Source organism: Cupriavidus sp. a3 (assembly GCF_051015765.1).
GTDB lineage: Bacteria > Pseudomonadota > Gammaproteobacteria > Burkholderiales > Burkholderiaceae > Cupriavidus > Cupriavidus oxalaticus_A.
On the sequence record NZ_CP170645.1, the window covers coordinates 45631 to 65078 of the forward strand.

A 19448-nucleotide genomic window follows, 5' to 3' on the forward strand; every position below is an offset into this window, starting at 1 on the left:
TCTCCGGCAGGCAGCACGCGCGCGTCAGCGTGCGCCGGCGTTGCTCAAGGCATCGCCGGTGAAGTAGCTGACCGAGCGCGGCGTGACCAGCTTCAGGCTGTCCATGTACTGGATCACCGACATGCTGTTGGCCTGCAGGTTGTAGACCACGGAGCAGCTGGAATCGAGCGCGCCGCCGGCCTCCGGGACGACCTGGTTCATCACGTGAGAGACGCGCCACAGCTTGCCTTCGGCGTCATAGCCGTCCATCGTCAGCACGCCCCAGCTGTCCTCGTCGATATAGAGCCGGCGCTTCGGCACCGCATGGCGCTTGCCCTGCGCCAGCGTGGCCTCGACCACCCACACGCGGTGCAGCTCCCAGCGCACGGCATCTGGGTTGGTGTGGAACGGCACAATGGCCTTCTCCTCGCCCGCGGCAAAGAACCGGTTGTTGTTGTACGGAACGTAGATTTCCTGCTTGCCGACCAGCTTCCAGTTGTAGCGGTCAAGGCGGCCCATGAAGCCGTAGACCTCGTCGAAGTAGTTGGCGCCCGACGCGATGAAGTCGGGGGTGTCGTAGCCGATGGTCGGGGCGCGGCGCACGCGCCGCTGGCCGACCAGGTACTGCCAGGCCGGCGGCTCCTGCGACACGTCGAGCGAGCCATGCGACACCACGGCTTCGCCCGCCTTGAAGGTCGGCGCCACGGTCTCCAGGCGCACATAGCGGTAGACCTTGCCGTACTTGTCGGCATTGCCATCCTTCTGCCAGTACGATGACAGGTTGGCCAGCTGCGTCTTGGACACCATGCTGTACTTGCCATCCGACGTGCCGACGAAGTTGCGCGACACGCTGTCGAAGGCCACCGGCGTCGGGTGGACGAGGTGGTTCATCATGACTTCGTTGCCGTTCTTCGGGATTGGAAATGGAACGCCACCCCACGCACCCTCGAAGCTCAGGCCGTTGTCGGTGAGCCTGGCCGTGGTTGCCGCCTTGAACGTGTTGTCGTAGACCCATTGCGGCGCGCCAGCCGTGCGATGCGTCGGGTAGATGTCAAGCCGGAAAGACGGGTATCTCCTGAGCAGCGCCATCGTGCCTTCTGTCAGCTTGCCGGCGTGCTGGCCCATGTTCTGCGCGGTGATCTGCAGCACTGGCTTCTCCGCGGCGAACGGGTCCGGGTACTTGCCGTTGCCGGCGCCGGGAAGCGCCGCCGAGTAGGCGCCGGTCCAGGCCGGGATCGTGCCCTCCTTGTTGCCCGCCTTCTCGGCCCCGAGCGGGGTCAGCGTGGACTTCAACTGCGCCGCTTCGTCGGGCGGAACGGCGGCCCATGCGATGTTCGCCGCGAGCGTGGCGATGGCGATGGCCGCGGCCATCTGCTTGTACTGCGTCATGCGGGTCTCCTGGAGTGGTGGTGCTGGCTGGGCTTCAGAACGTGGTCTGCACGGTGAGTGCGACGAAGTCCCGGTCCTTGTAGAACTGCTTGTAGGAGGCGTAGGACGGCGTCGACCCGTCAGACGGGGACGGTGCCGTACCGCTGCCGCCAAAGAAGTGGGTGTAGTTCAGGCTTACCTTCACGTTGCGATGGATGGTCGCGACCATGCCGAGCGACAGGTCGCCGCCGCGCTCCGGCGCCATGTGCACGACCGCCGAGCGGCCGAACAGGCCATAGCCGATACCGATCGGCATATCGATATCGACGTTGGGCCAGACCTGGAAGAAGGTCGGCGTGAACACCAGGCGCACCGCGGCCGCGTCGCGGGTGCTGGTGGTGCTGACCGGGTCCGGCACGCCAGGCACGCCAGGCGCGACGGTCGGCCGGTAGGTGATGTCGAGCAGCCGGTTGTAGGCAAGCTCGCCGACGAGGCTGGCGCCGCCCCACAGCGCGTTGCCGCCGAAGACGCTGATCGCCGACAGGTTCAGGTGCAGGGAATTGCCGCGCGCGTACGGCGTGTTCCGGTCATTGTCGGCCGCCGGGCTGCCGCTCATGATCAGGTCGCCCGGGACCGCCAGCGGTGCATTGCGCCGGGTGGAGATCTCACCGGCGATGTTGGTCTCGCCGACAACCGTGGAGAAGCTCGCCCCGTACACATCGATCTTGCGCGCGTACATCAGGTTGTACGAGCCGCTACCGAAGTTGCCACCGCCCGTCGCGACCGACGGCACGTTCAGCACGGCGATCGGCGCCTTGTCGTCATAGCGCGCCGCGTACAGGCCATAGTCGACGTCCCCGGCCTTGAAGCGGAACTGCATGCCGAACTGGCCATTGTTGCGACCCTTCGCATCCGCGCCACGCGAGGCGAACGGCGTCGGTGCTCCCAGCGCCTGCTGCATTGCGGGAGGCAGCAGCAACAGATCCGCACCATCGCCGACGAAGTCGGCCGCGCTGAAATAGCTGCCGGCGGCGGGAATCCGGCTGGCGCGCCAGCCAAACTGATAGTACGCGCCAACGCTCACGTCCGGCGCGATCGTGAAACTGCCCGATACCTGTGGCACCGGCAGCGCAATCTCCTTGAACTGCGTATTGGGCAACGACAGCGCCTTGATCGCATCGACCGGCCCCTGGGCGGCGGCGATGCCGTTCATGCCGAGGAACAGGGACTCGCCGTACAGAAGAGTGTGCTGGCCCGCACGCAGCGTCAGGCTGCGGTCGGCAATATCGAACTGCCCGAAGATGAACGCGTCCATCAGTTCGGCGCGCTCACCCATGGTCCGCTTCGTGCCATGGGGAATCGCGTTGTTAGCGCCGCCAAGCACCGCCGCCTGCGTGTTCGGCACCGGGGTGTTGAAATCGTTGTGGTCGCGCGTGTAACGGCTGTCGTTCCAGTACGCGCCGGATACGCGGAACCCGACGTCCTGGTACTTCAGGTCGAACTCGGACAGCACGTCGAAGCGGCTGTTGATCAGGCCATTGCGGTTGCCCAGGTCGCCGAAGTCGACGTTGGGCTGCATGCCGTTCTGGTTGGCCACGTACGGATCCGGGTCTTTGAGACGACCCGCGGCGGTGTACTTCACCGTGTTGTCCCACCGCGCCTTCACGTCCGACCACCCTTCCAGCTCGAACGCGTGAGCACGGCCGCTGCCGACCAGCGCCGCCAGATACGCGAGAAACAGGGGGCTCACGGCGTGGGCGTTGCGCCATGCCTTGGACTTCTTCATGTCTTCCTCCGCCAGTCTTCTGGTTCTGCTTATGGACCTGGTTATGGGTCCGTGATCCCGGACCTTCGTCATGCTTGCGGGCCGCCGCGACGGACGGCGGCCGTGGCGCCTCTTCCCTCCCCGGGAAAGGCGCCCGTGCCGGTCAGGCCTGCGCAGGCGCGGGCACGCCGAACACGCCGGGCGGAACCGGCTCGCCGAGCAGGTGGGCGCCAAGGACGGCGGAGAAGTCGTCCTCGTTCTGGGTGATGTGGTTGCATCCGGCCAGAAGGGAGCGCAGCTGGCGCTGCATTGGCGTGTTCAGGAAAATGCCGCGTGCACCGCTCTTCTTGAACAGCATGTGGCCCGCGCCGAAGCAGTCCTTGCCGGTCGCCTGCACGTCCAGGAATTGCTGCACGCGCACTTCCAGCGGCACCAGCTCGCCGCGCCGCGCGTAGACCGAGGCTTCCTGCGTGCATTGGAGGATGCGCGCTCGCGCCGAGCGGATCTGCAGCATGGCCGTGCCGAGCTTTTCCTGGATAAACGGGTTCTTGGCCGGGTTGGGTCCGAGCGCGAACTGGTTCTGCTTGGGCCTGGTGTGCTCGATGAACAGATCGGCCATGCCCTGCGCAAAGCCGACGAGCGCCGAAGAAATCACGCCCGAGAACACCTGGTTGAACGGCAACTGGTAGGTTGCCGCAGCGCCCGGGACCAACTGATAGTCAAGGAAGCTGTGCGAACGGTGATCCGGCACGAAGGCTTTGGTCTTGATCTTCAGGCTCTTGCTGCCGGTGCCGCACAGGCCCACTACGTGCCAGTCGTCGATCAGCTCATAGTCCTCGCGATTGACCAGGAACGAGCGCAGGTCGCGGAAGTTGCCCGAGTCGTCGTACACGCGTGCGCCAAGGAAGGCGCCGCCGGGTGCATGCTCGGAGCCGCTCGACGTGGGCCACTTGCCGGACAGCATCCAGCCGCCCTCGACCTTGCGGGCCTTGCCGAGCGGCGCGTAAGACGAGCTGACCAGCACCTCTTGGTCTTTTCCCCACATTTCTTCGCCAACGCGCGGGTCCATCTTGCCGAATTCCCACTGGTGGATGCCCAGGATCGCAAGCGTCCACCCGCTCGACGGACAGCCGCGGCCGATCTCCATCACCACGCGGTAGAACGCTTCGGGGTTCATCTCGTAGCCGCCCCAGGCGGCCGGCTGCAGGATCCTGAAGAAGCCGGCCTGGCGAAAGGCTTCCACGGTAGACGGCGGCACGGCGCGGTTCTCTTCCACGCTTTCGGCCTGCTCGCGCAGCCAGGGAATCATGGCCTGCGCGCGCTGCACCAGCTCTTCCGTGCCCGGCACAGCAATGTTCTTTTCCACAATGACGCCCACTTTGTCTTCTCCTTGGTTCTCTTGGGTTCCCTTCGGCTCAGCACTGGCCCGTCGTCAGGAAGTTGCGCATGACGGTGTTGAATTCGTCGGGCGCTTCGTACTGCGGCCAGTGCGCCGCGTCGGCCTTCATCACGTAGAGCTGGCCCCTGGGCGTGCGGGCGCAGGCGGCCTCGGCGGCGGCGACGTCGTGGACCGGGTTGTAGCGCGTCCACAGGTAAAGGGTTTCGCACTGGATGTCCTGCGGCTGCATCATGGCGCCCGCCTCCGCCATCTCGTGGTGGCGGCGGACCAGCGCGAACACCAGCGGCGCGGTCTTCTGGAAATCGGGGCGGCTGTACAGCGCAAGCCGGCTCCCGATCAGCTCGTCGTCGAGCAGGTGCCAGTTCGACTCGTGCATCAGCCATTGCATGCGCAGGCGGATGGTCTCCATCGAAGGCGGCTTGCCGAAGTTCTTGCGGTTCAGCTCGTCCAGGTCACGCAGATCCTGCCGGCCCTTTTCCGTGACCACGGGAATGCCCGCTGCGGTGTTCAGCACCAGGCGCTTGACGCGATCCGGGTGCATGGCCGCGAAGACACCGGCGACGAACCCGCCCAGCGATTCGCCGGAGATATGGGCCGAACGGATGCCCATCACGTCCATCAGTTCGGCGAGCAGCCTGGCGTACGTGACGGGCGTGTATTCGACGTCTTCGCGCTTCTCCGACAGGCCATGGCCGATGAAGTCGAGCGCGATCACGTGGAACGTGTCGGACAGCGCCATCACGTTCTTCGCATAGGCTTCGATATGCCCGCCGATGCCGTGCATCAGGAACAGCGCTTCGGCATTGCCCTTGCCGGCTTCCGCGATGCGGATGGCGCCGAAGCTGGTCTTCACATAGCGGATCTCCGCGCCGAGGAAATCAAGCCACAAGCTCATATGGGTCTCCCTTTCGGATTGGTTGTGTCTGGCTGGGTTGGGGAAATGGTTGATGGCGGCGTGCGCTCACGCCTGCTGCGGCATCGGGGGACGATGGCCCCAGTCGCTGAGCTGGGTGTAGTTGCGGACGTTCCACTGCCCATCGTCGATGACGATGCCGCCCCAGCCGAATTCGATCGCGAAGCCGGACGGCGTGACGCAGTAGAAGGACACCATGCCGTCATTCGGGTGATGGCCGATTTCCATCATCACCGGCACGCCGGCCTTGCGCACGCGGTCATAGGCAAGGCCGACGTCGTCAAGCGATTGCACCTGCAGCAGCAGATGGTGCATCTTCTTCGGGAACGGCATGCCCGCCGTGGCGAAGGAATGGTGGCGGCCCGTGGCAACGTGGAAGAAGGTGGAGTCCACCGTCACGCCGGGAATCGTCTCCGAGTCACGGATGTAATCGGAAATCTTTAGGCCAAGCACGTCGGTGCAGAATTTGACTGCGCCAGCGTAGTCGCGCGACACGCCGAAGACATGGCCCACGCCAAGGCGGCCGGTCTCGAAACCCTTGCCAACGAGAACCGGGGAACGGAACGGCTGGGACATCGGCGCATGGGTCGGGCCGCAAAAGAACTCGTGGCGGAAGCCTTCCGGGTCGATGCAGTAGTAGACGGCCTCGGCCTGGCGCAACTGCGCAAGCTGGCGGTCGCCCTGGACGACTTCGACATGGCGTGCGCGCAGGCCCGTCACGTAGTGCTGCAATGCTTCCGGGGTATCGAGGTGCCAGCCGAGCGCGACCAGGTCATCGTCCTCGCCGCGTTCCAGCAGGATGCGCTGCGCCCACTCGTCCATGCGCAGCGACAGCGCGCCGCTGGTGCGGCGGCCGGCCTGCAGACCCATGATGTTGGTGGCAAACGATTCCCACAGGTCCAGGTCGCTCACGTTGAGGACGACGTAACCCAGGGCGGAAATATCCGACATGCTGTCTCCTTGCTTGCCCGCCATGCGGGTGATGACGGGCGGAATTCTTTGGTTGAGAAAATCTGCCGTTTTTGTTCGGCGTCACTACCTATCTGCAATCGGCGTGCCAGTGCCGCTCGCGGGCGTCTCGGGACGCGCGGGGAAAAGGCTCATGTCATTGATATTTCTGAAGTTTCTTGGAACGCAAGGGTGTGAGGGGCGCGCGTCAGAACGCGGCGTCGGGGCGGGTCACCTAATAATTTTCCGCAGATGCGGGGAGTTCGGCGTTGCGCCGCTTGCGAATTTTCGCAGGCGCAGTTTCGTGCGCAAAAAAGAATGCCCGGCAGGCATGGAAGCCTCCGGGCATGGTCGGGGGTGGGCCGGCGTACCGGCCGGTTAGTGCAGCGAAACGCCGTCCTCTTCCATCTTCTTGATCCGATAGGACAGTTGCGCGCGCGTCAGGCCAAGCAGGCTGGCCGCCCGGGTGAAGTTGCCCTGCGCCGCCTTGAATGCAGCCTTGACCAGCGTGTTCTCGATCACGTCCATCGATACCTGCGAGCGGGCGACAATGCCTTCAGCCCACACGGCCAGGGCCTCCGCCTCGTGGCTGGCTTCGGGCGAGGCAGCGTCCAGGTGATAGTCGCGCTTCTCCGCGAGCAGGCCCAGTTCATTGAGCGCCATCGGACCCTGCGCGCCCATCTCGCTGTCTATCGTGACGAGCTGATGGTAGCCCAGCGGCTGGTCGTCCTCGCCCAGGATGATGCCGCGCTCGATCACGTTCTCGAACTCACGCACGTTCCCGGGCCAGCGATAGTTGAGCAGGATCTGCAACGCCTGCGCCGTCACGCCGCGGATGCGGCGGCCATAGCGTTCGCTGTACTTGCGCAGCAGGTGCTCGAGCAGCAGCGGAATGTCGTCGCGCCGCTCGCGCAGTGGCGGAACCTGGATCGGAAAGACATTGAGGCGATAGAACAGGTCTTCCCGGAAGCGGCCTTCGTTCACGGCGGCCCAAAGGTTCTCGTTGGTAGCGGCGATGATCCGGACGTCGACCTTGCGGGTCGCCGCGCTGCCCAGCGCCTCGAACTCGCCGGTCTGGAGCACACGGAGCAGCTTGCCTTGCGCGGTCATCGGCAAGCTGCCGACCTCGTCGAGGAAGAGCGTGCCGCCATCCGCTACCAGGAAGCGCCCGGGCCGCGCCTCGCCGGCGCCGGTGTACGCGCCGCGCTCTACGCCGAAGAGTTCCGCCTCCATCAGCGACTCGGGAATTGCCGCGCAGTTCAGCTCGACGAACGGCTTGTCGGCCCGCGCGCTGAGGCGCTGTATCTGCCTCGCGAAGGCGCTCTTGCCGACGCCGCTCTCCCCAAGCAACAGCACCGTCGCCGTAGTCGATGCCACGCGCTGGATCTTGTGCATGACGTTGTTGAAGGCGACGGAGGCGCCAATCACCCCCTCGGCATTGCCGGGGCGCGAGCCGCTCTCCATCTTGACCGACATTGCCTGCGCTGCGGGGCGCTCCGACGGTTCTTTTGGCGCGAGGCTGAAGGGCCTGGGCTCGTAGTAGGCCAAGTCAAGCTCGGCATCGGGCCAGTCCTCGACCGGCCGTGCGATGCAGTGGCAAACGTCCGCGCCCATGGCCCGGCATTCGACTTCACGTACAAGAATGCGTCGGCCCAGGCACGTGCTGAGAAAGCCGGAGGCATAGCCGGTCTCCATCCAACATGCGGGGGAACCGCCAATGCCGAATGCCTCGATATGCAGCTGGTCTTCGTAGCTGTTCTTCCAATAGAAGTCGATATGGCAGGAGCCCTTTTCGATATTGACCTCCTGGGTCAGCACGACCGGCGGGCTGACAATGCCCTGCAGGGCGTGGAAATATCCGCCGGTGATCAGAAGCTGCTCGACGGACGTGCCGGGTGGCTGCAGCTTCAGCGCAAGCTCCGCATCGCGACATCCGGCCGAGTAGCCGAAGCGCGTCAGCAGGCCGCGCGTCGCTTCCATGCCGACTCCCAAGACAAACTCCTGCCGCAAGGCGCCCAGGGACTCCACATGGAGAAGGACCATACGGCGGTCTTCCAGCCAGATGAGGCCCTCCGCCGGATTGAAATGCAGATGCTTCAGTACATCGGCCGGTTCAAGGCTCGAGGTGGCGCGCACCACCGCACCGTCACTCTTCTTGGTTGACGCCCTTTTCATTGTCTGACTCCAGCCTGCCGGCGGCCAACACCGCCGAATCGCTTCATTTTTTGGCCGTAGAGTATCAGAGCAGGACGCACAGGACTTTCGCGTCGATACGACTCGATAGTCAGCTGCCGCGGATGCCCTGCATATATGCTTTATAGATCACAACGTTCCTGCATTCAATGCAGTACATAACACAAGGCAACGTTATCGTGCCTTATCGCGTCCAGGTACCCGGCAGCGCAAACCAGCGGCACGAACACCAGCACCACCCGCGTGGCATAGAAGATGCCGGAGCGGACTTCGACCGAGGCGCGCCAGATAGCTCCAGCACGGACGGCGGGTCCTCCATGCTTGCGCGCTGCCTGAGCCGGCGCAGGATGTTCTCCACGTCAACCACCGCGTCGTCGATCAGCTCGCCGATGGCGGCTAGTCCACCCAGCGTCATCACGTTGATGGACTGGCCCAGCAGGTGGAAGGCCAGCGCGGTGACGGCCAGCGACAGCGGGATCGCCACCAGCGAGATCGCGGTGGCGCGCGCGCTCAGCAGGAAGGCGAACGGCTTGCCATTGAATCCGGCATCCCCGCGCTTGAGCGCCGCGGCATAGCGCACGCCGGCCACCTGCTCCAGCAGCACCGGCGCGCAGTCCGTATAGGCGACTGGCAGCCCCGTCAGGTCGTCGAGCCGGTTGGTGCGCCCCAGGTTGCGGATCAGGTATTCGCGGCCGTTCAGGTCGATGAAGCCACCGCTGGTATTGGCGGGGCCTTGTCACGTGGGGCGCTGCATCTGGTTGTGAAAGAGGTGTACAGCATGGCCGCGGTGCTGGCCAACGCCTCGGCCCACTGGCTGCGTCGCACCGCCGGCTCCCACATGACGGACCGGCAAGTCGATCTGCGCTTCGTGCGCGACATCAATCGCACCTGATGCGACAGAGGCTTTGCGCGGCTGAAGCCACAGGAGACGTCGGAGCTTGCGGAGCGGGTGGCGCGCTTGTGGGTGGGTGACGTAACCGTCTGTCAGACGGCCGACGTCCGGATGCCGCCCACCCCTGGGTGGGCGGAACGTGATGATTCCCGCCCAGGGATTTATTGCGCAAGCGGCGACAGTGACGTCGTCGCAATCTCGTCTCGGCGCGCTTTCAGGCGTTGACGATGCGTCGTGCCCGGCGGACGTCGGGCACCGCTGCCATCAGCTCTCGCGTGTAGGCATGCACGGGTGCGGCAAACACTGACTCCGCAGCCCCGCATTCGACCAGCCGCCCTTGTCGCATGACACCCACCTGGTCACACATCTGTCGAATCACCGCTAGGTTGTGGCTGATCAGCAGATAGGTCAGTCCGAACTCGTCCTGCAGATCCCGCATCAGATTCAGCACCTGGGCCTGCACCGAAACATCGAGCGAGGAGGTCGGCTCATCGCAGATCAGGAAGGCCGGCCGGCTGACCAGCGCTCGGGCGATGGCAATCCGCTGCCGTTGGCCACCGGAGAACTGGTGTGGGTAACGCCGTCCATCGTCCGGCGACATCCGCACCAACCGCAGGGCCTGGGCCACGCGCTCGTCGCGCTCGTTGGCATCCGGAGTGAGCCCCATCACTTCAAGCGGCTCGGCAATAATCCGGTCGATGCGCCAGCGCGGGTTCAGGCTGGCATAGGGATCCTGGAAGATCATCTGGAAGCGGCCTGTCAGCGCGGCCTCCGTGTTGTGGCCCGCGCCACGCTCGATGCCGTCCAGCACGATCCTGCCGGCATCGGGCCGCACAAGTCCGGCGATCATCCGTGCAACCGTCGATTTGCCCGAGCCGGACTCGCCGACCAGGCCGAAGGTGGAACCACGCGGGATCTCAAAGCCGACATCGCTTACCGCGTGCAGTACGTGGCGCGGCTCGCGCGTCAGGGCGCGCACCAGCCAGCCCGATGAAAGATCGTAGGATCGCGACAGGCCTTGCACGCGCAAAAGTGGCGCGGCGCCGGTACAGGCGCTTGCCTGCTCGGAGGGAGCAACCTGCGCCGGGACGTCGGCCACGCCCGCTTCCGGCACCGGCAGCCGCTTCAGCCGCAGGTGAACCGACGGAATGGCCGCCATCAAAGTCCGTGTGTAGGGTGCCTGCGGGTGGGCCAGGATATCATCCACCGGGCCGTGTTCCAGTACGCGACCCTGATACATCACCATCACCCGGTCCGCGGCCTCGGCAATCACGCCCATGTCGTGGGTGATCAGCATGGCAGCGGTATTCCGCTCCCGGCACACGCGGCGCAGCATCGTGATCACCTGATCCTGCACGAGCACGTCCAGCGCCGTGGTGGGCTCGTCGGCGATCAGCAGTGCCGGCTCGCAACTCAGGGCTAGGGCAATCGCCACGCGCTGCCGCATGCCGCCGGACAGCTGGTGGGGATACTGGTTGAAGCGAGCGGCGGGATCAGGAATCTCCACGTCGGCCAGGAGCGCCAGCGCACGCTTGCGCGCCTGCACCGCATCGAGCGGCAGATGGGTACGGATGGCCTCGGTGAGGTGGCGGCCGATGGTGTGGACGGGGTTCAGACTCGTGAGCGGGTCCTGGAACACCATCCCTATGTGCCTGCCACGGAGGCGGCGCATGTCTTCGCCGCGCAGTGTGTCGATACGCTCGCCGTGCAGTTCGACGCGGCCTGCCGCCAGGCGGCCGGGTTTCTCGATGAGGCCGGTGATCGCATTCCCGGTCATGGACTTGCCGGCGCCGGATTCGCCGACCACGCCGAGGATCTCGCCGGGGGCGATTTCGAAGGACACGCTGTCCAGCACACGCACCGTGCCGCGATGGGTGTCGAACTCCACGGAGAGATCACGTACGCGCAGCACGGGCGGCCCGAGCGCCGTGGAAGGCAGGGAAGTCACCATTCGGGTGATTGCAGTTTCGGGTTTAGGGCGTCGCGGAGCCAGTCACCCACCAGATTGACCGAGAGCGCCAGTGCCAGGAGCGCCAGCACGGGGAAGAGCAGGATCCACCACTCCCCGGAAAAGAGGAAGCCCTGGCCCACGCGGATGAGCGTGCCAAGCGACGGCTCCGTTGGCGGCAGGCCCACGCCGAGGTACGACAGCGTGGATTCCGCTACCACGGCCAGTGCAAAGCTGATGGTGCCGATCACTAGCACCGGCGCCAGCAGGTTGGGCAGGATGTGGCGCACCAGGATGCCGCTGCGCGAGCGCCCGCAGATACGCGCCGCCAGCACGTAGTCCTTGTGCTTCTCGACCATCACGGCGCCTCGCAGCGTGCGCGCGTATTGCACCCACTCAGAGAGGCCGATGGCAAGGATGACCACGTAGATGGCCATTTCGTCGCGGTACCCCGCGGGAAGCAGCTCGCGCGCGATGCCGAAGATCAGCAGGGCCACCAGCAGCACCGGAAAGGTCAGCTGAACGTCGGCCAGTCGCATCACGACCGTGTCGAACCAGCCGCCGGCGTAGCCGGCCACCAACCCGAGCACGATCCCGATGGCAAGCGACAGCGCCACCGCCGCCGCGCCCACCAGCAGTGACATGCGCAGCCCATAGAGCAAGGCCGAGAAGATGTCGCGGCCCTGGTCGTCGGTGCCCAGCGGGTAGAACGCACCCGAGGCGCCCTGGTGCCAGGGCGGGGTGAATGCATCCAGCAACTCGAGCGCGGCCGGATCGAAAGGATTCTGACGTGCGAGCCATGGCGCGAACAGCGCGGCCAGCACCAGCAGAGCAAGCAGGCAGACGGCCAGCTGTACCGTGCGCGAGCGGGCGAACGATCGCAGCACGGGCGAGTCCGCGTTGCGCCATTGTCGGCGCGGCGCGCCGGATACCGTGGAAGTAGCGTGGTCTTTCATCGTCTCATGCCCGCCGCAAGCGAGGATCGATCAACAGGTACACCAGGTCGACCGTCAGATTGATGCATACATAGAGCAACGCGACAGACAGCAGGTAGGCCGCTATCACCGGCACGTCCACCGCCTGGATCGACGAGATGAACAGCAGGCCAACGCCCGGCCACTGAAATACCGTTTCCGTGACGATGGCGAAGGCGATCAGCGAGCCGATCTGCAGACCGGTGATGGTCACTACCGGGATCAGCGTGTTGCGAAGCGCATGGCCATAGTGGATGCGCCACTCCGGGAGGCCGCGAGCGCGGGCAAAGCGCACATAGTCCGTGCGCAGCGCCTCCATCATTTCCGCGCGCACCAACCGCATGATCAGCGTCAGCTTGAACAAGCCTAGCGTGGCCACCGGCAACACCAGCGATGCCCAGCCCGAGCGGCTCAGCAGGCCGGTGCTCCAGCCGCCAACTGCCACGATGTCGCCGCGTCCAAAGGCGGGCAGCCAGCGCAGCTCCACTGCAAACAGGTAGATCAGCAGGATGCCGATAAGGAACGTGGGCAGCGATACGCCCACCAGCGAGGTCGTCATCCATGCCCAGCTCAGCCAGCTGTCGCGATGGATCGCGGTATGAACGCCTAGAGCCACGCCGCCCAGCACCGCCACCACCGCGGCCACCAGCGCCAGTTCCAGCGTGGCGGGCGCACGTTCGAGGATCACCTTCGTCACCGGTTGCTTGAGCCGGTAGGAGATGCCAAGGTCGCCGCGCAGCACGTGACCGAGATAGCGGGTGTACTGTACTGGTACCGGTCTGTCGAAGCCGAGCTCGGAGATCAGCGCCTGTCGGTCTTCCAACGATGCATCCTCGCCCAGCAGGCTGACGGTGGGATCGCCGATGTGGCGAAATACCAGGAAGGCGATGAAGGATACGGCTAGCAGTACCAGCAGGGATTGCCCCAACCTGCGCAGAAGGTGGACTAGCATCGGCGTGGATTCGTCGGGTTGCCGGCGCTCATTTGGCGAGCTTGAACAGCTTGAAATACGGCGTGTTCGACGGGTTCACCGGGATATCGAGCTTGCGCACCATGGCGTAGGTCTGGATCTGGTCGTGGAGAGGCAGGTAGATCAGTTCCTTTTGCACGGTGGTCCAGATGCTCTTGATGGTGGCGTCGCGCGTTTTCTGGTCCCCTTCGGCCGCCAGCGACACGATCTTGGCGTCCACATCCGGGTCGCTGAATCGCGTGGCGTTGGTGGCGCCACGCGAGTTCTTGCCGCGTGTGTGGACCAGGTAATCGAAGATGTATGCCGAGTCATAGGTGGGGACGCCCCAGCCATACAGATAAAAGTCGGTATCCAGGTTGTTGATGGCGGCAGTCTGGATCGCCAACGGGCGCGACACCACATTCGTCTTCACCCCGATACGACCCAGGAACCCCGCCGTGGCCTGGCAGATGGCCTCGTCGTTCAGGTAGCGATCGTTGGTGCAGTGAAGCGTGATGGAGAAGCCGTTCGGGTAGCCTGCCTGCGCGAGTAGCGCCTTGGCGCGCGTCAGGTCTGGCTTGCCCACCACATCGAAGGCCTTGTCATACCCGTGTACGAATGGTGGTGCAATGATATTGGTCGGTACGGACAGGCCGCGCATTACCGCGGTCTTGATGGCATTGCGGTCGATGGCGAGCTGAAAGGCCTCGCGCACGCGACGATCCGCAAGCGGATTGCGCTCCTTCACGTCCGAGTACTTCAGCGGCGCGTTGCCGACGTTCATGCCAAGGAAGATCACGCGGTTCTCCGCCGCCTGGTTGACGCGCAGCCTGGGGTCGGCGCGAAGGCGCACCGTGTCCTGGATGGGCAGGTCCTGCACGAAATCGACCTCGCCGGACAGCAACGCCGCCACGCGGGTAGAGGGCGACTTGATCGGAAGGTAGACCAGCTCGTCGATCTCCAGAGGGAACTGGCCCCGGCCCCAGTATTGCGGGAACAGTTTGAGGACGGTACGCACATCCTGCTCGCGCGAGACGAGCGTGTACGGGCCGGTGCCGTTGACGTGGCGCGTGGCGTAGGTCTCCTCCTTGACCGAAGCGACTTGCGGCTGCTCCACCCCATGCGCCTTGGCCCAGGCGGCGCTGAGCATCTGGATGTTGATCAGGTTGTCGGGCAGCAGCGAGTCGGGGCCCGCGGTCTTGATGCGGATCACGAAGGGCGAGACCTTGGTAACCTCGGTGATCGACGCCAGCACCGACTTCATGTCGGAGTTGGGAGACTTGGCGCGTTGCAGCGAGAACACCGCATCGTCGGCGGTGAATACGCTGCCATCATGGAATTTCACGCCTTTGCGCAGCTGGAATTCCCATACCGTGGGGTCTTTCGTGCGTTGCCACGAGGCGGCGAGCGTGGGCTGCAGTTTGCCGTCGGCCGTGCGGATGATCAGCGGCTCGTAGACCTGATGTAGCAGGTTGTGGTTGGGACCATTGTTCAGTGCGTGCGGATCCAGTGTGGAGGCGTCGACGGAGCGTGCCCAGCGCACGGTCTCCGCGTGAAGCGCGGGCGCGCCAAGCAGCGTCATGGCGATGCCCGAGGCCAGCATGGTTGCCAGGATGACTCTTTTGATCATGGTTTCTCTTCGGTTGTTTGTTCTTGTCTTGTGGCAATGAACGGGCCCGGCCGCGATGGGAGGCGTGTCAGGCAGGGCCATATCGCCGGGTCAGCAGCGAGAACAGCGCCCGCAATCCCTGCGCTTCGCCGCCACGCGGGCGGCCTGGCCGCTCTTCCTGGTTCCAGGCGAACAGACCCAGATGCACCCACGGCGTGCCCTCCGGAACGAACGATTCCAGGAACAACGCGGCCGTCAGCGCGCCCGCGAGCGGCGCGGTGCCGGCATTGGCGGTGTCGGCGAAACTGGACTTCAACATGCTGCGATACGGCTGCCATAGCGGCAGGCGCCAAAGCGGATCGCCCTGCGAGTCGGCCAGTGTGAGCAGTTCCGCGGCCAGTCCGTCGTCGTTACTGAACAGCGCCGGCAGATCGTGGCCCAGTGCTACCCGGGCGGCGCCGGTGAGTGTGGCGAGGTCGATGGCCAGCGCGGCCGGCGTGTTCCTGTCGTGACGTAGCGCGTGGTGCAATGCATCGGCGAGGATCAGCCGGCCTTCGGCATCGGTATTCTCGATTTCCACCGTGGTGCCGTTGCCAGCCCGAAGGATGTCGCCCGGACGCAGCGCACCGGTACCCACCGCGTTCTCCACCGCCGGTACCACCAGCGTCAGTTGAAGCGGCAGTCTGGCCTCCATCACCAATCTCGCCAGCGCGATGGCATGGGCCGCGCCGCCCATGTCCTTCTTCATCCAGCGCATACCTTACGCCGGCTTGAGATCCAGGCCGCCAGAATCGAAGCAAACGCCTTTGCCCACCAGCACCACCCGCGGTGCAGCGGGGTCGCCCCAGTGCAGCGCGATCACGCGCGGCGCCTGGCCCGGCGCCGCGGCCCGACCCACGGCATGCACGAGCGGGAAGCCGGCGCCGGGAAGGTCATCGCCGACCCATTCCTCATAGTCCGCGCCGTGTTCCAGTGCCAGGGCGCGCACGACGGCCGCGAGCTCGGCCGGACCGAGCTGGTTGGCTGGGGCGTTGACCAGGTTGCGTACCATCCCGATCGCCTCGGCCAAGGGCAGCACCGCCTCCTGTTCGTGCCGTGGCAGCACCAATTGAGCGGCCTCAACGGGAACGCCGGCGTGTTCCTCCGGTTCCGGCAGCGCGCCGATGGCCCAACCCAGTGCGCCGAGGAACGGATCGGTGCCGCCCCAATCATCCGCGATGGCATAGAGGCCCGCCGGAAGTTTCCGTGGTAGCCCGGCCAGCTGCCAAAGCGGTTGGCCAGCATCGACGCCGACGATGACACCGGCAAGTGCGCCGCTTGCATCTGGCAGCATCAGCTCGGTGCCGGGCGCGGCGGTGCAGGCATTGGCGCGCACCCAGTGGGCCTGGGAAGGCAGTAGCGATTCGAGCAGGACGTCGAGCCGCTCGGGCGTGCAAAGGTATAGCGGCACGGCGCCGGTGGCGAAGTCAACGTCAACAAAGGGGGAAGCGGGCATATCCGACGAGGGGCATCGCTGGCGCAAACCATGCACCCACGCAACGATGCGAACTTGACGGCCAGGGTCGATCAAAAGAGCGCTATGCTATCCCCCGGCCCGCACGGCGCCAACGAAGTAAAACGCGCATCCATATGCACTCTTGGCTGTTCGGCCGGCCGGTACGGCGTGGCATTCGCGGGCCCTCCGGCATTGCGAGGCCTTCCACCACTTGCCGTGGCACCTTGATGGCGGCAACGCATCCGACTCAGGGCGCGCGCTCCCTCCGAAAACGCTTGCACGCGCACCTTGGCCCAGAGATCAGATTCAGTGAATCGAGTCCGTCCGATTTCAGCTGTCGTCGCCGTCTTGAGGATTGAGGGAAGCGTCGACAGGCTCTGCTCTGCCTTCGTGCTCAGCTCCGGGCCGCCGGCCTTGCATCGGGCGGCATCGTCCCCCATCCGCTCGCGCGACAGCACGCGCAGTTCTGTCAGCAACTGGCGTGCGAGCGCTGCCTCGGCTTCGCCCCGCTCGGCCCGGCTCTACACGGCGGCGAGTTCCGCCTTCACCGCGCCCAGTTCGTTGGCTGCCCGACGCTCAAGAAATGCGGATGGCAAGCCGGCGGAGACGTCCGGCGGCAGCATGGCCTACAGATCCCTTGGGTCCGGGATTGCAGCCAAGGAGCGTTTTTGGAACTGGTTCTCCGGCCGCATATCCAACCGCGGATTCCGCATTTCCGTCCGCGCCGGCCGATGCGTAGACTGCTTGACGCGAACAACCATGCTCAGGCTCATGAAGGCAAAACGATGGCAGGCGGCCGCGCTGGCGGCACTAGCATTCGCGCTCGGCGGCACCGCCGCGCTGGCGCAGGACAAGACCCGCATCAAGGTGGGCGTTTCAGTAGGCAACGCCGAGCAGACCTTCGAGGTGGTGAAGAAGGTGGCCGCGCGCGAGGGCCTGGAGATCCAAGTCATCACCTTCACCGACTACCTGCAGCCCAACGAGGCGCTGGCGGCCGGCGACCTCGACGCCAACGCTTTCCAGCACAAGCCCTTTCTCGACAGCCAAATCAAGGCGCGGGGCTACAAGATCGTGCCGGTGGGGCTCACGCTGACGGCACCGCTCGGCATCTACTCAAAGAAATACAAAGCGGTCAGCGAACTGCCGCAGGGCGCGCGCATCGGCATCCAGAACGATCCTTCCAACGGCAATCGCGCGCTGCTGCTGTTGCAGAAGGCAGGCCTCATCCGGCTGCGGTCGGGCGTGGGCGAGAACGGCGTCAATGCCACGCCGCTCGACGTGATGGAGAACCCTAAGAAACTCAAGCTGATCGAGCTCGACGCTGCCCAGCTGCCGCGCGCGCTCGACGACCTCGCGGCGGCCTCGATCAACAACGACTACGCGTATCGGGCCGGCCTCTCCCTGCAGCGCGACACCATCGCCGTGGAAGACGTGCGCGGCCCCTACGCCAACCTGATCGCGACACGGGCCGAGGACAAGGACAAGCCTTGGGTGAAGAAACTGGTCAGGGCCTACCAGTCCGAAGAGGTGCGCCGCTTTATCGACACCGAGTTCAAGGGCTCGCTGGTGCCGGCCTTCTAAGCTGCGCAGCAACCTAGATGCGTAGCTTCGCACCTTGCACGCATATGATTCTGACGAGAGCTTCGTTGTTCAGCCGGCACTTGTTGGCTATTGTCGAAAGCCACGCCCATCATCGCACACAAGGAACGCATCATGGACCTGCTCGACTGGATCACCGCGGTCGCCACCGTCGTTCTGGTGTTCGTGGCACTGCGCCATCCCCTCTACCCGCCTAGTATAGGCAAGAACGAAGAAGGCCGGCCATGAGAGGGTGGACGACCCCGAAACACAGATCGTCGCATAAAGCGACGCTCCGCCTTGACGAAGCTCCCTTTACTTCAGGCTCGCGCGCATCAAAAAAGTGAGCATGCTAATTCGCTGACATTCCTTCCAGGAGTCAATGATGCTGACGCCTCATGAAATAGCCACACTCATGTTGATTGGAGAAGCGACTTCCATCCCAAGCGAACTGGATCGTGCCACTGTTGACTCGCTTATTGAGCGACAACTGGTGCAACTGGAAGGCTTGGATTCCGGACACAGGCGACCCAGCATTACGACGCAAGGCAGTGTTATGCTCCATGCCATTGCCAGAGTTCGGTGAGGTCGAAGAGCTGGCCTACCATGAACTGATCTCGCAACACCTGCCGAAACACGAATACCTGGGCGAGCTGGTGCGCGACAAGCTGGTCTACTTCCCCACGGTCACGCGCGAGGACTTCCACACCCGCGGCCGCATCACCGAGCTGATCGAATCGGGCGAACTATTCGAGCGGCTGAACGTACCCGCCTTCTCGACAGAGAACGACCGCATCATGCTGTGCGGCAGCCCTGACATGCTGAAGGAAGTCCGGCTTACGCTGGAAGCGCGCGCCTTCATGGAAGGCAATATGAGCGAGCCGGGCCATTTCGTGCTCGAAAAGGCCTTTGTGGGCTGAGAGGTTGACGCGCGCTAGTGGCAGGTGATGCAGTAATAGGCCCCGAAGGTCGTGAGAAAAACCCCCGCAAGTTGCGCCCAGCCCGATTCCGCGACAAGCGCCAGACACATCCCAAGCACGCCCGCGCCCCCGGCCGCAACTCTCGCCGGCATCGACGACAGCCGAGGCCGGTCCGCACCGGTCACGCCCTCGCCCGGCTCACCGCCGGGCGGGTCGCGCCGCTGGTGCGCATAGCCCTGCACCGTTGCCCTCAGCCGGCTGGCCAGTTCCTGCATCGTTGCGCACGTCGTCGGCGCCCAAACGTTGCCGTGGTCGAAGGCAAGCCATGCCTTGCCGTGCCAGCCGGCGAACTCCACACAAAGCGTCGGTTCCACGCGAGCAGATCGAGACTTCACCATGGAAGTGGTGCCAATCCTGCAGGATCGAGGCCATTCCCGCAGGGAGTGTGACGCCATCGCACTGCGCGGCCACCCGGGTCATCCGGTGGCGCCAGGAACGGGACGGCCGCCCCCATCCCG

The 19448-nt window shown here is 64.9% G+C and carries 12 protein-coding genes and 4 pseudogenes; 3 read left to right on the plus strand and 13 right to left on the minus strand.

Annotation, left to right across the window (positions count from 1 at the left end):
• Window positions 1–24: 24 nt before the first annotated feature.
• The 7 genes and pseudogenes from ACAD63_RS33080 to ACAD63_RS33110 all read right to left on the minus strand — a co-directional run.
• Window positions 25–1368 (minus strand): DUF1329 domain-containing protein, encoded by a 1344-nt coding sequence (locus ACAD63_RS33080; RefSeq protein ID WP_434034939.1) that lies wholly within the window; start codon window positions 1366–1368, stop codon window positions 25–27.
• Between the two features lie 34 nt (window positions 1369–1402).
• A complete protein-coding gene (locus ACAD63_RS33085; protein ID WP_434034940.1) occupies window positions 1403–3133 on the minus strand; it encodes a DUF1302 domain-containing protein in 1731 nt (576 codons plus the stop codon).
• Between the two features lie 142 nt (window positions 3134–3275).
• Window positions 3276–4490, minus strand: coding sequence for an acyl-CoA dehydrogenase family protein (locus ACAD63_RS33090; RefSeq protein WP_434034941.1), 1215 nt, complete (start codon window positions 4488–4490; stop codon window positions 3276–3278).
• 37 nt (window positions 4491–4527) lie between these two features.
• Entirely contained in the window at window positions 4528–5406 is an 879-nt protein-coding gene (locus ACAD63_RS33095) for an alpha/beta fold hydrolase (RefSeq protein ID WP_434034942.1), read from the minus strand.
• A 66-nt stretch (window positions 5407–5472) separates the two neighbouring features.
• Entirely contained in the window at window positions 5473–6375 is a 903-nt protein-coding gene (locus ACAD63_RS33100; protein WP_434034943.1) for a VOC family protein, read from the minus strand.
• Window positions 6376–6750: 375 nt separating this feature from the next.
• On the minus strand, window positions 6751–8547 hold the full coding sequence (locus tag ACAD63_RS33105) for a sigma 54-interacting transcriptional regulator (RefSeq protein WP_434034944.1): 1797 nt from the start codon (window positions 8545–8547) through the stop codon (window positions 6751–6753).
• Between the two features lie 217 nt (window positions 8548–8764).
• Window positions 8765–9292: pseudogene (locus ACAD63_RS33110) on the minus strand (efflux RND transporter permease subunit); the annotation flags it as partial.
• 6 nt (window positions 9293–9298) lie between these two features.
• Here ACAD63_RS33110 and ACAD63_RS33115 point away from each other — a divergent pair.
• Window positions 9299–9442 (plus strand): annotated as a pseudogene (locus ACAD63_RS33115) (tyrosine-type recombinase/integrase); the annotation flags it as partial.
• Window positions 9443–9671: 229 nt separating this feature from the next.
• On the opposite strand, the gene ACAD63_RS33120 reads toward ACAD63_RS33115, so the two are convergent.
• The 5 genes and pseudogenes from ACAD63_RS33120 to ACAD63_RS33140 all read right to left on the minus strand — a co-directional run bounded on the left by ACAD63_RS33120 (window position 9672) and on the right by ACAD63_RS33140 (window position 16432).
• A complete protein-coding gene (locus ACAD63_RS33120) occupies window positions 9672–11408 on the minus strand; it encodes a dipeptide ABC transporter ATP-binding protein (RefSeq protein ID WP_434034945.1) in 1737 nt (578 codons plus the stop codon).
• Entirely contained in the window at window positions 11402–12361 is a 960-nt protein-coding gene (locus tag ACAD63_RS33125) for an ABC transporter permease (RefSeq protein ID WP_434034946.1), read from the minus strand. Before ACAD63_RS33125 ends, ACAD63_RS33120 begins: the two co-directional genes overlap by 7 nt.
• 4 nt (window positions 12362–12365) lie before the next feature.
• Window positions 12366–13331 carry an ABC transporter permease gene (locus tag ACAD63_RS33130; RefSeq protein ID WP_434034947.1) on the minus strand — a complete coding sequence of 322 codons (966 nt, stop codon included), beginning with the start codon at window positions 13329–13331 and terminating at the stop codon, window positions 12366–12368.
• A gap of 28 nt (window positions 13332–13359) precedes the next feature.
• Window positions 13360–14958 (minus strand): ABC transporter substrate-binding protein, encoded by a 1599-nt coding sequence (locus ACAD63_RS33135; RefSeq protein ID WP_434034948.1) that lies wholly within the window; start codon window positions 14956–14958, stop codon window positions 13360–13362.
• Between the two features lie 67 nt (window positions 14959–15025).
• A pseudogene (locus ACAD63_RS33140) lies at window positions 15026–16432 on the minus strand (leucyl aminopeptidase family protein).
• Between the two features lie 771 nt (window positions 16433–17203).
• On the opposite strand from ACAD63_RS33140, the gene ACAD63_RS33145 reads away from it, so the two are divergent.
• A complete protein-coding gene (locus tag ACAD63_RS33145) occupies window positions 17204–18013 on the plus strand; it encodes a MetQ/NlpA family ABC transporter substrate-binding protein (RefSeq protein ID WP_434034949.1) in 810 nt (269 codons plus the stop codon).
• A gap of 584 nt (window positions 18014–18597) precedes the next feature.
• Window positions 18598–18930 (plus strand): annotated as a pseudogene (locus ACAD63_RS33150) (ferredoxin--NADP reductase); the annotation flags it as partial.
• Between the two features lie 14 nt (window positions 18931–18944).
• Here the strand turns inward: ACAD63_RS33150 and ACAD63_RS33155 are convergent.
• The gene (locus tag ACAD63_RS33155; protein ID WP_434034950.1) at window positions 18945–19304 is read right to left on the minus strand and encodes a hypothetical protein; all 360 of its coding nucleotides are present in this window, start codon (window positions 19302–19304) and stop codon (window positions 18945–18947) included.
• Window positions 19305–19448: the final 144 nt, after the last annotated feature.

Bases quoted from the DNA above. Each gene is read 5' to 3' on its own strand.
- ACAD63_RS33135 (WP_434034948.1), bottom strand. From the start codon at position 14,958: ATGATCAAAAGAGTCATCCTGGCAACCATGCTGGCCTCGGGCATCGCC.
- ACAD63_RS33120 (WP_434034945.1), bottom strand. From the start codon at position 11,408: ATGGTGACTTCCCTGCCTTCCACGGCGCTCGGGCCGCCCGTGCTGCGC.
- ACAD63_RS33085 (WP_434034940.1), bottom strand. From the start codon at position 3,133: ATGAAGAAGTCCAAGGCATGGCGCAACGCCCACGCCGTGAGCCCCCTG.
- ACAD63_RS33095 (WP_434034942.1), bottom strand. From the start codon at position 5,406: ATGAGCTTGTGGCTTGATTTCCTCGGCGCGGAGATCCGCTATGTGAAG.
- ACAD63_RS33145 (WP_434034949.1), top strand. From the start codon at position 17,204: ATGAAGGCAAAACGATGGCAGGCGGCCGCGCTGGCGGCACTAGCATTC.
- ACAD63_RS33105 (WP_434034944.1), bottom strand. From the start codon at position 8,547: ATGAAAAGGGCGTCAACCAAGAAGAGTGACGGTGCGGTGGTGCGCGCC.
- ACAD63_RS33080 (WP_434034939.1), bottom strand. From the start codon at position 1,368: ATGACGCAGTACAAGCAGATGGCCGCGGCCATCGCCATCGCCACGCTC.
- ACAD63_RS33130 (WP_434034947.1), bottom strand. From the start codon at position 13,331: ATGCTAGTCCACCTTCTGCGCAGGTTGGGGCAATCCCTGCTGGTACTG.
- ACAD63_RS33125 (WP_434034946.1), bottom strand. From the start codon at position 12,361: ATGAAAGACCACGCTACTTCCACGGTATCCGGCGCGCCGCGCCGACAA.
- ACAD63_RS33100 (WP_434034943.1), bottom strand. From the start codon at position 6,375: ATGTCGGATATTTCCGCCCTGGGTTACGTCGTCCTCAACGTGAGCGAC.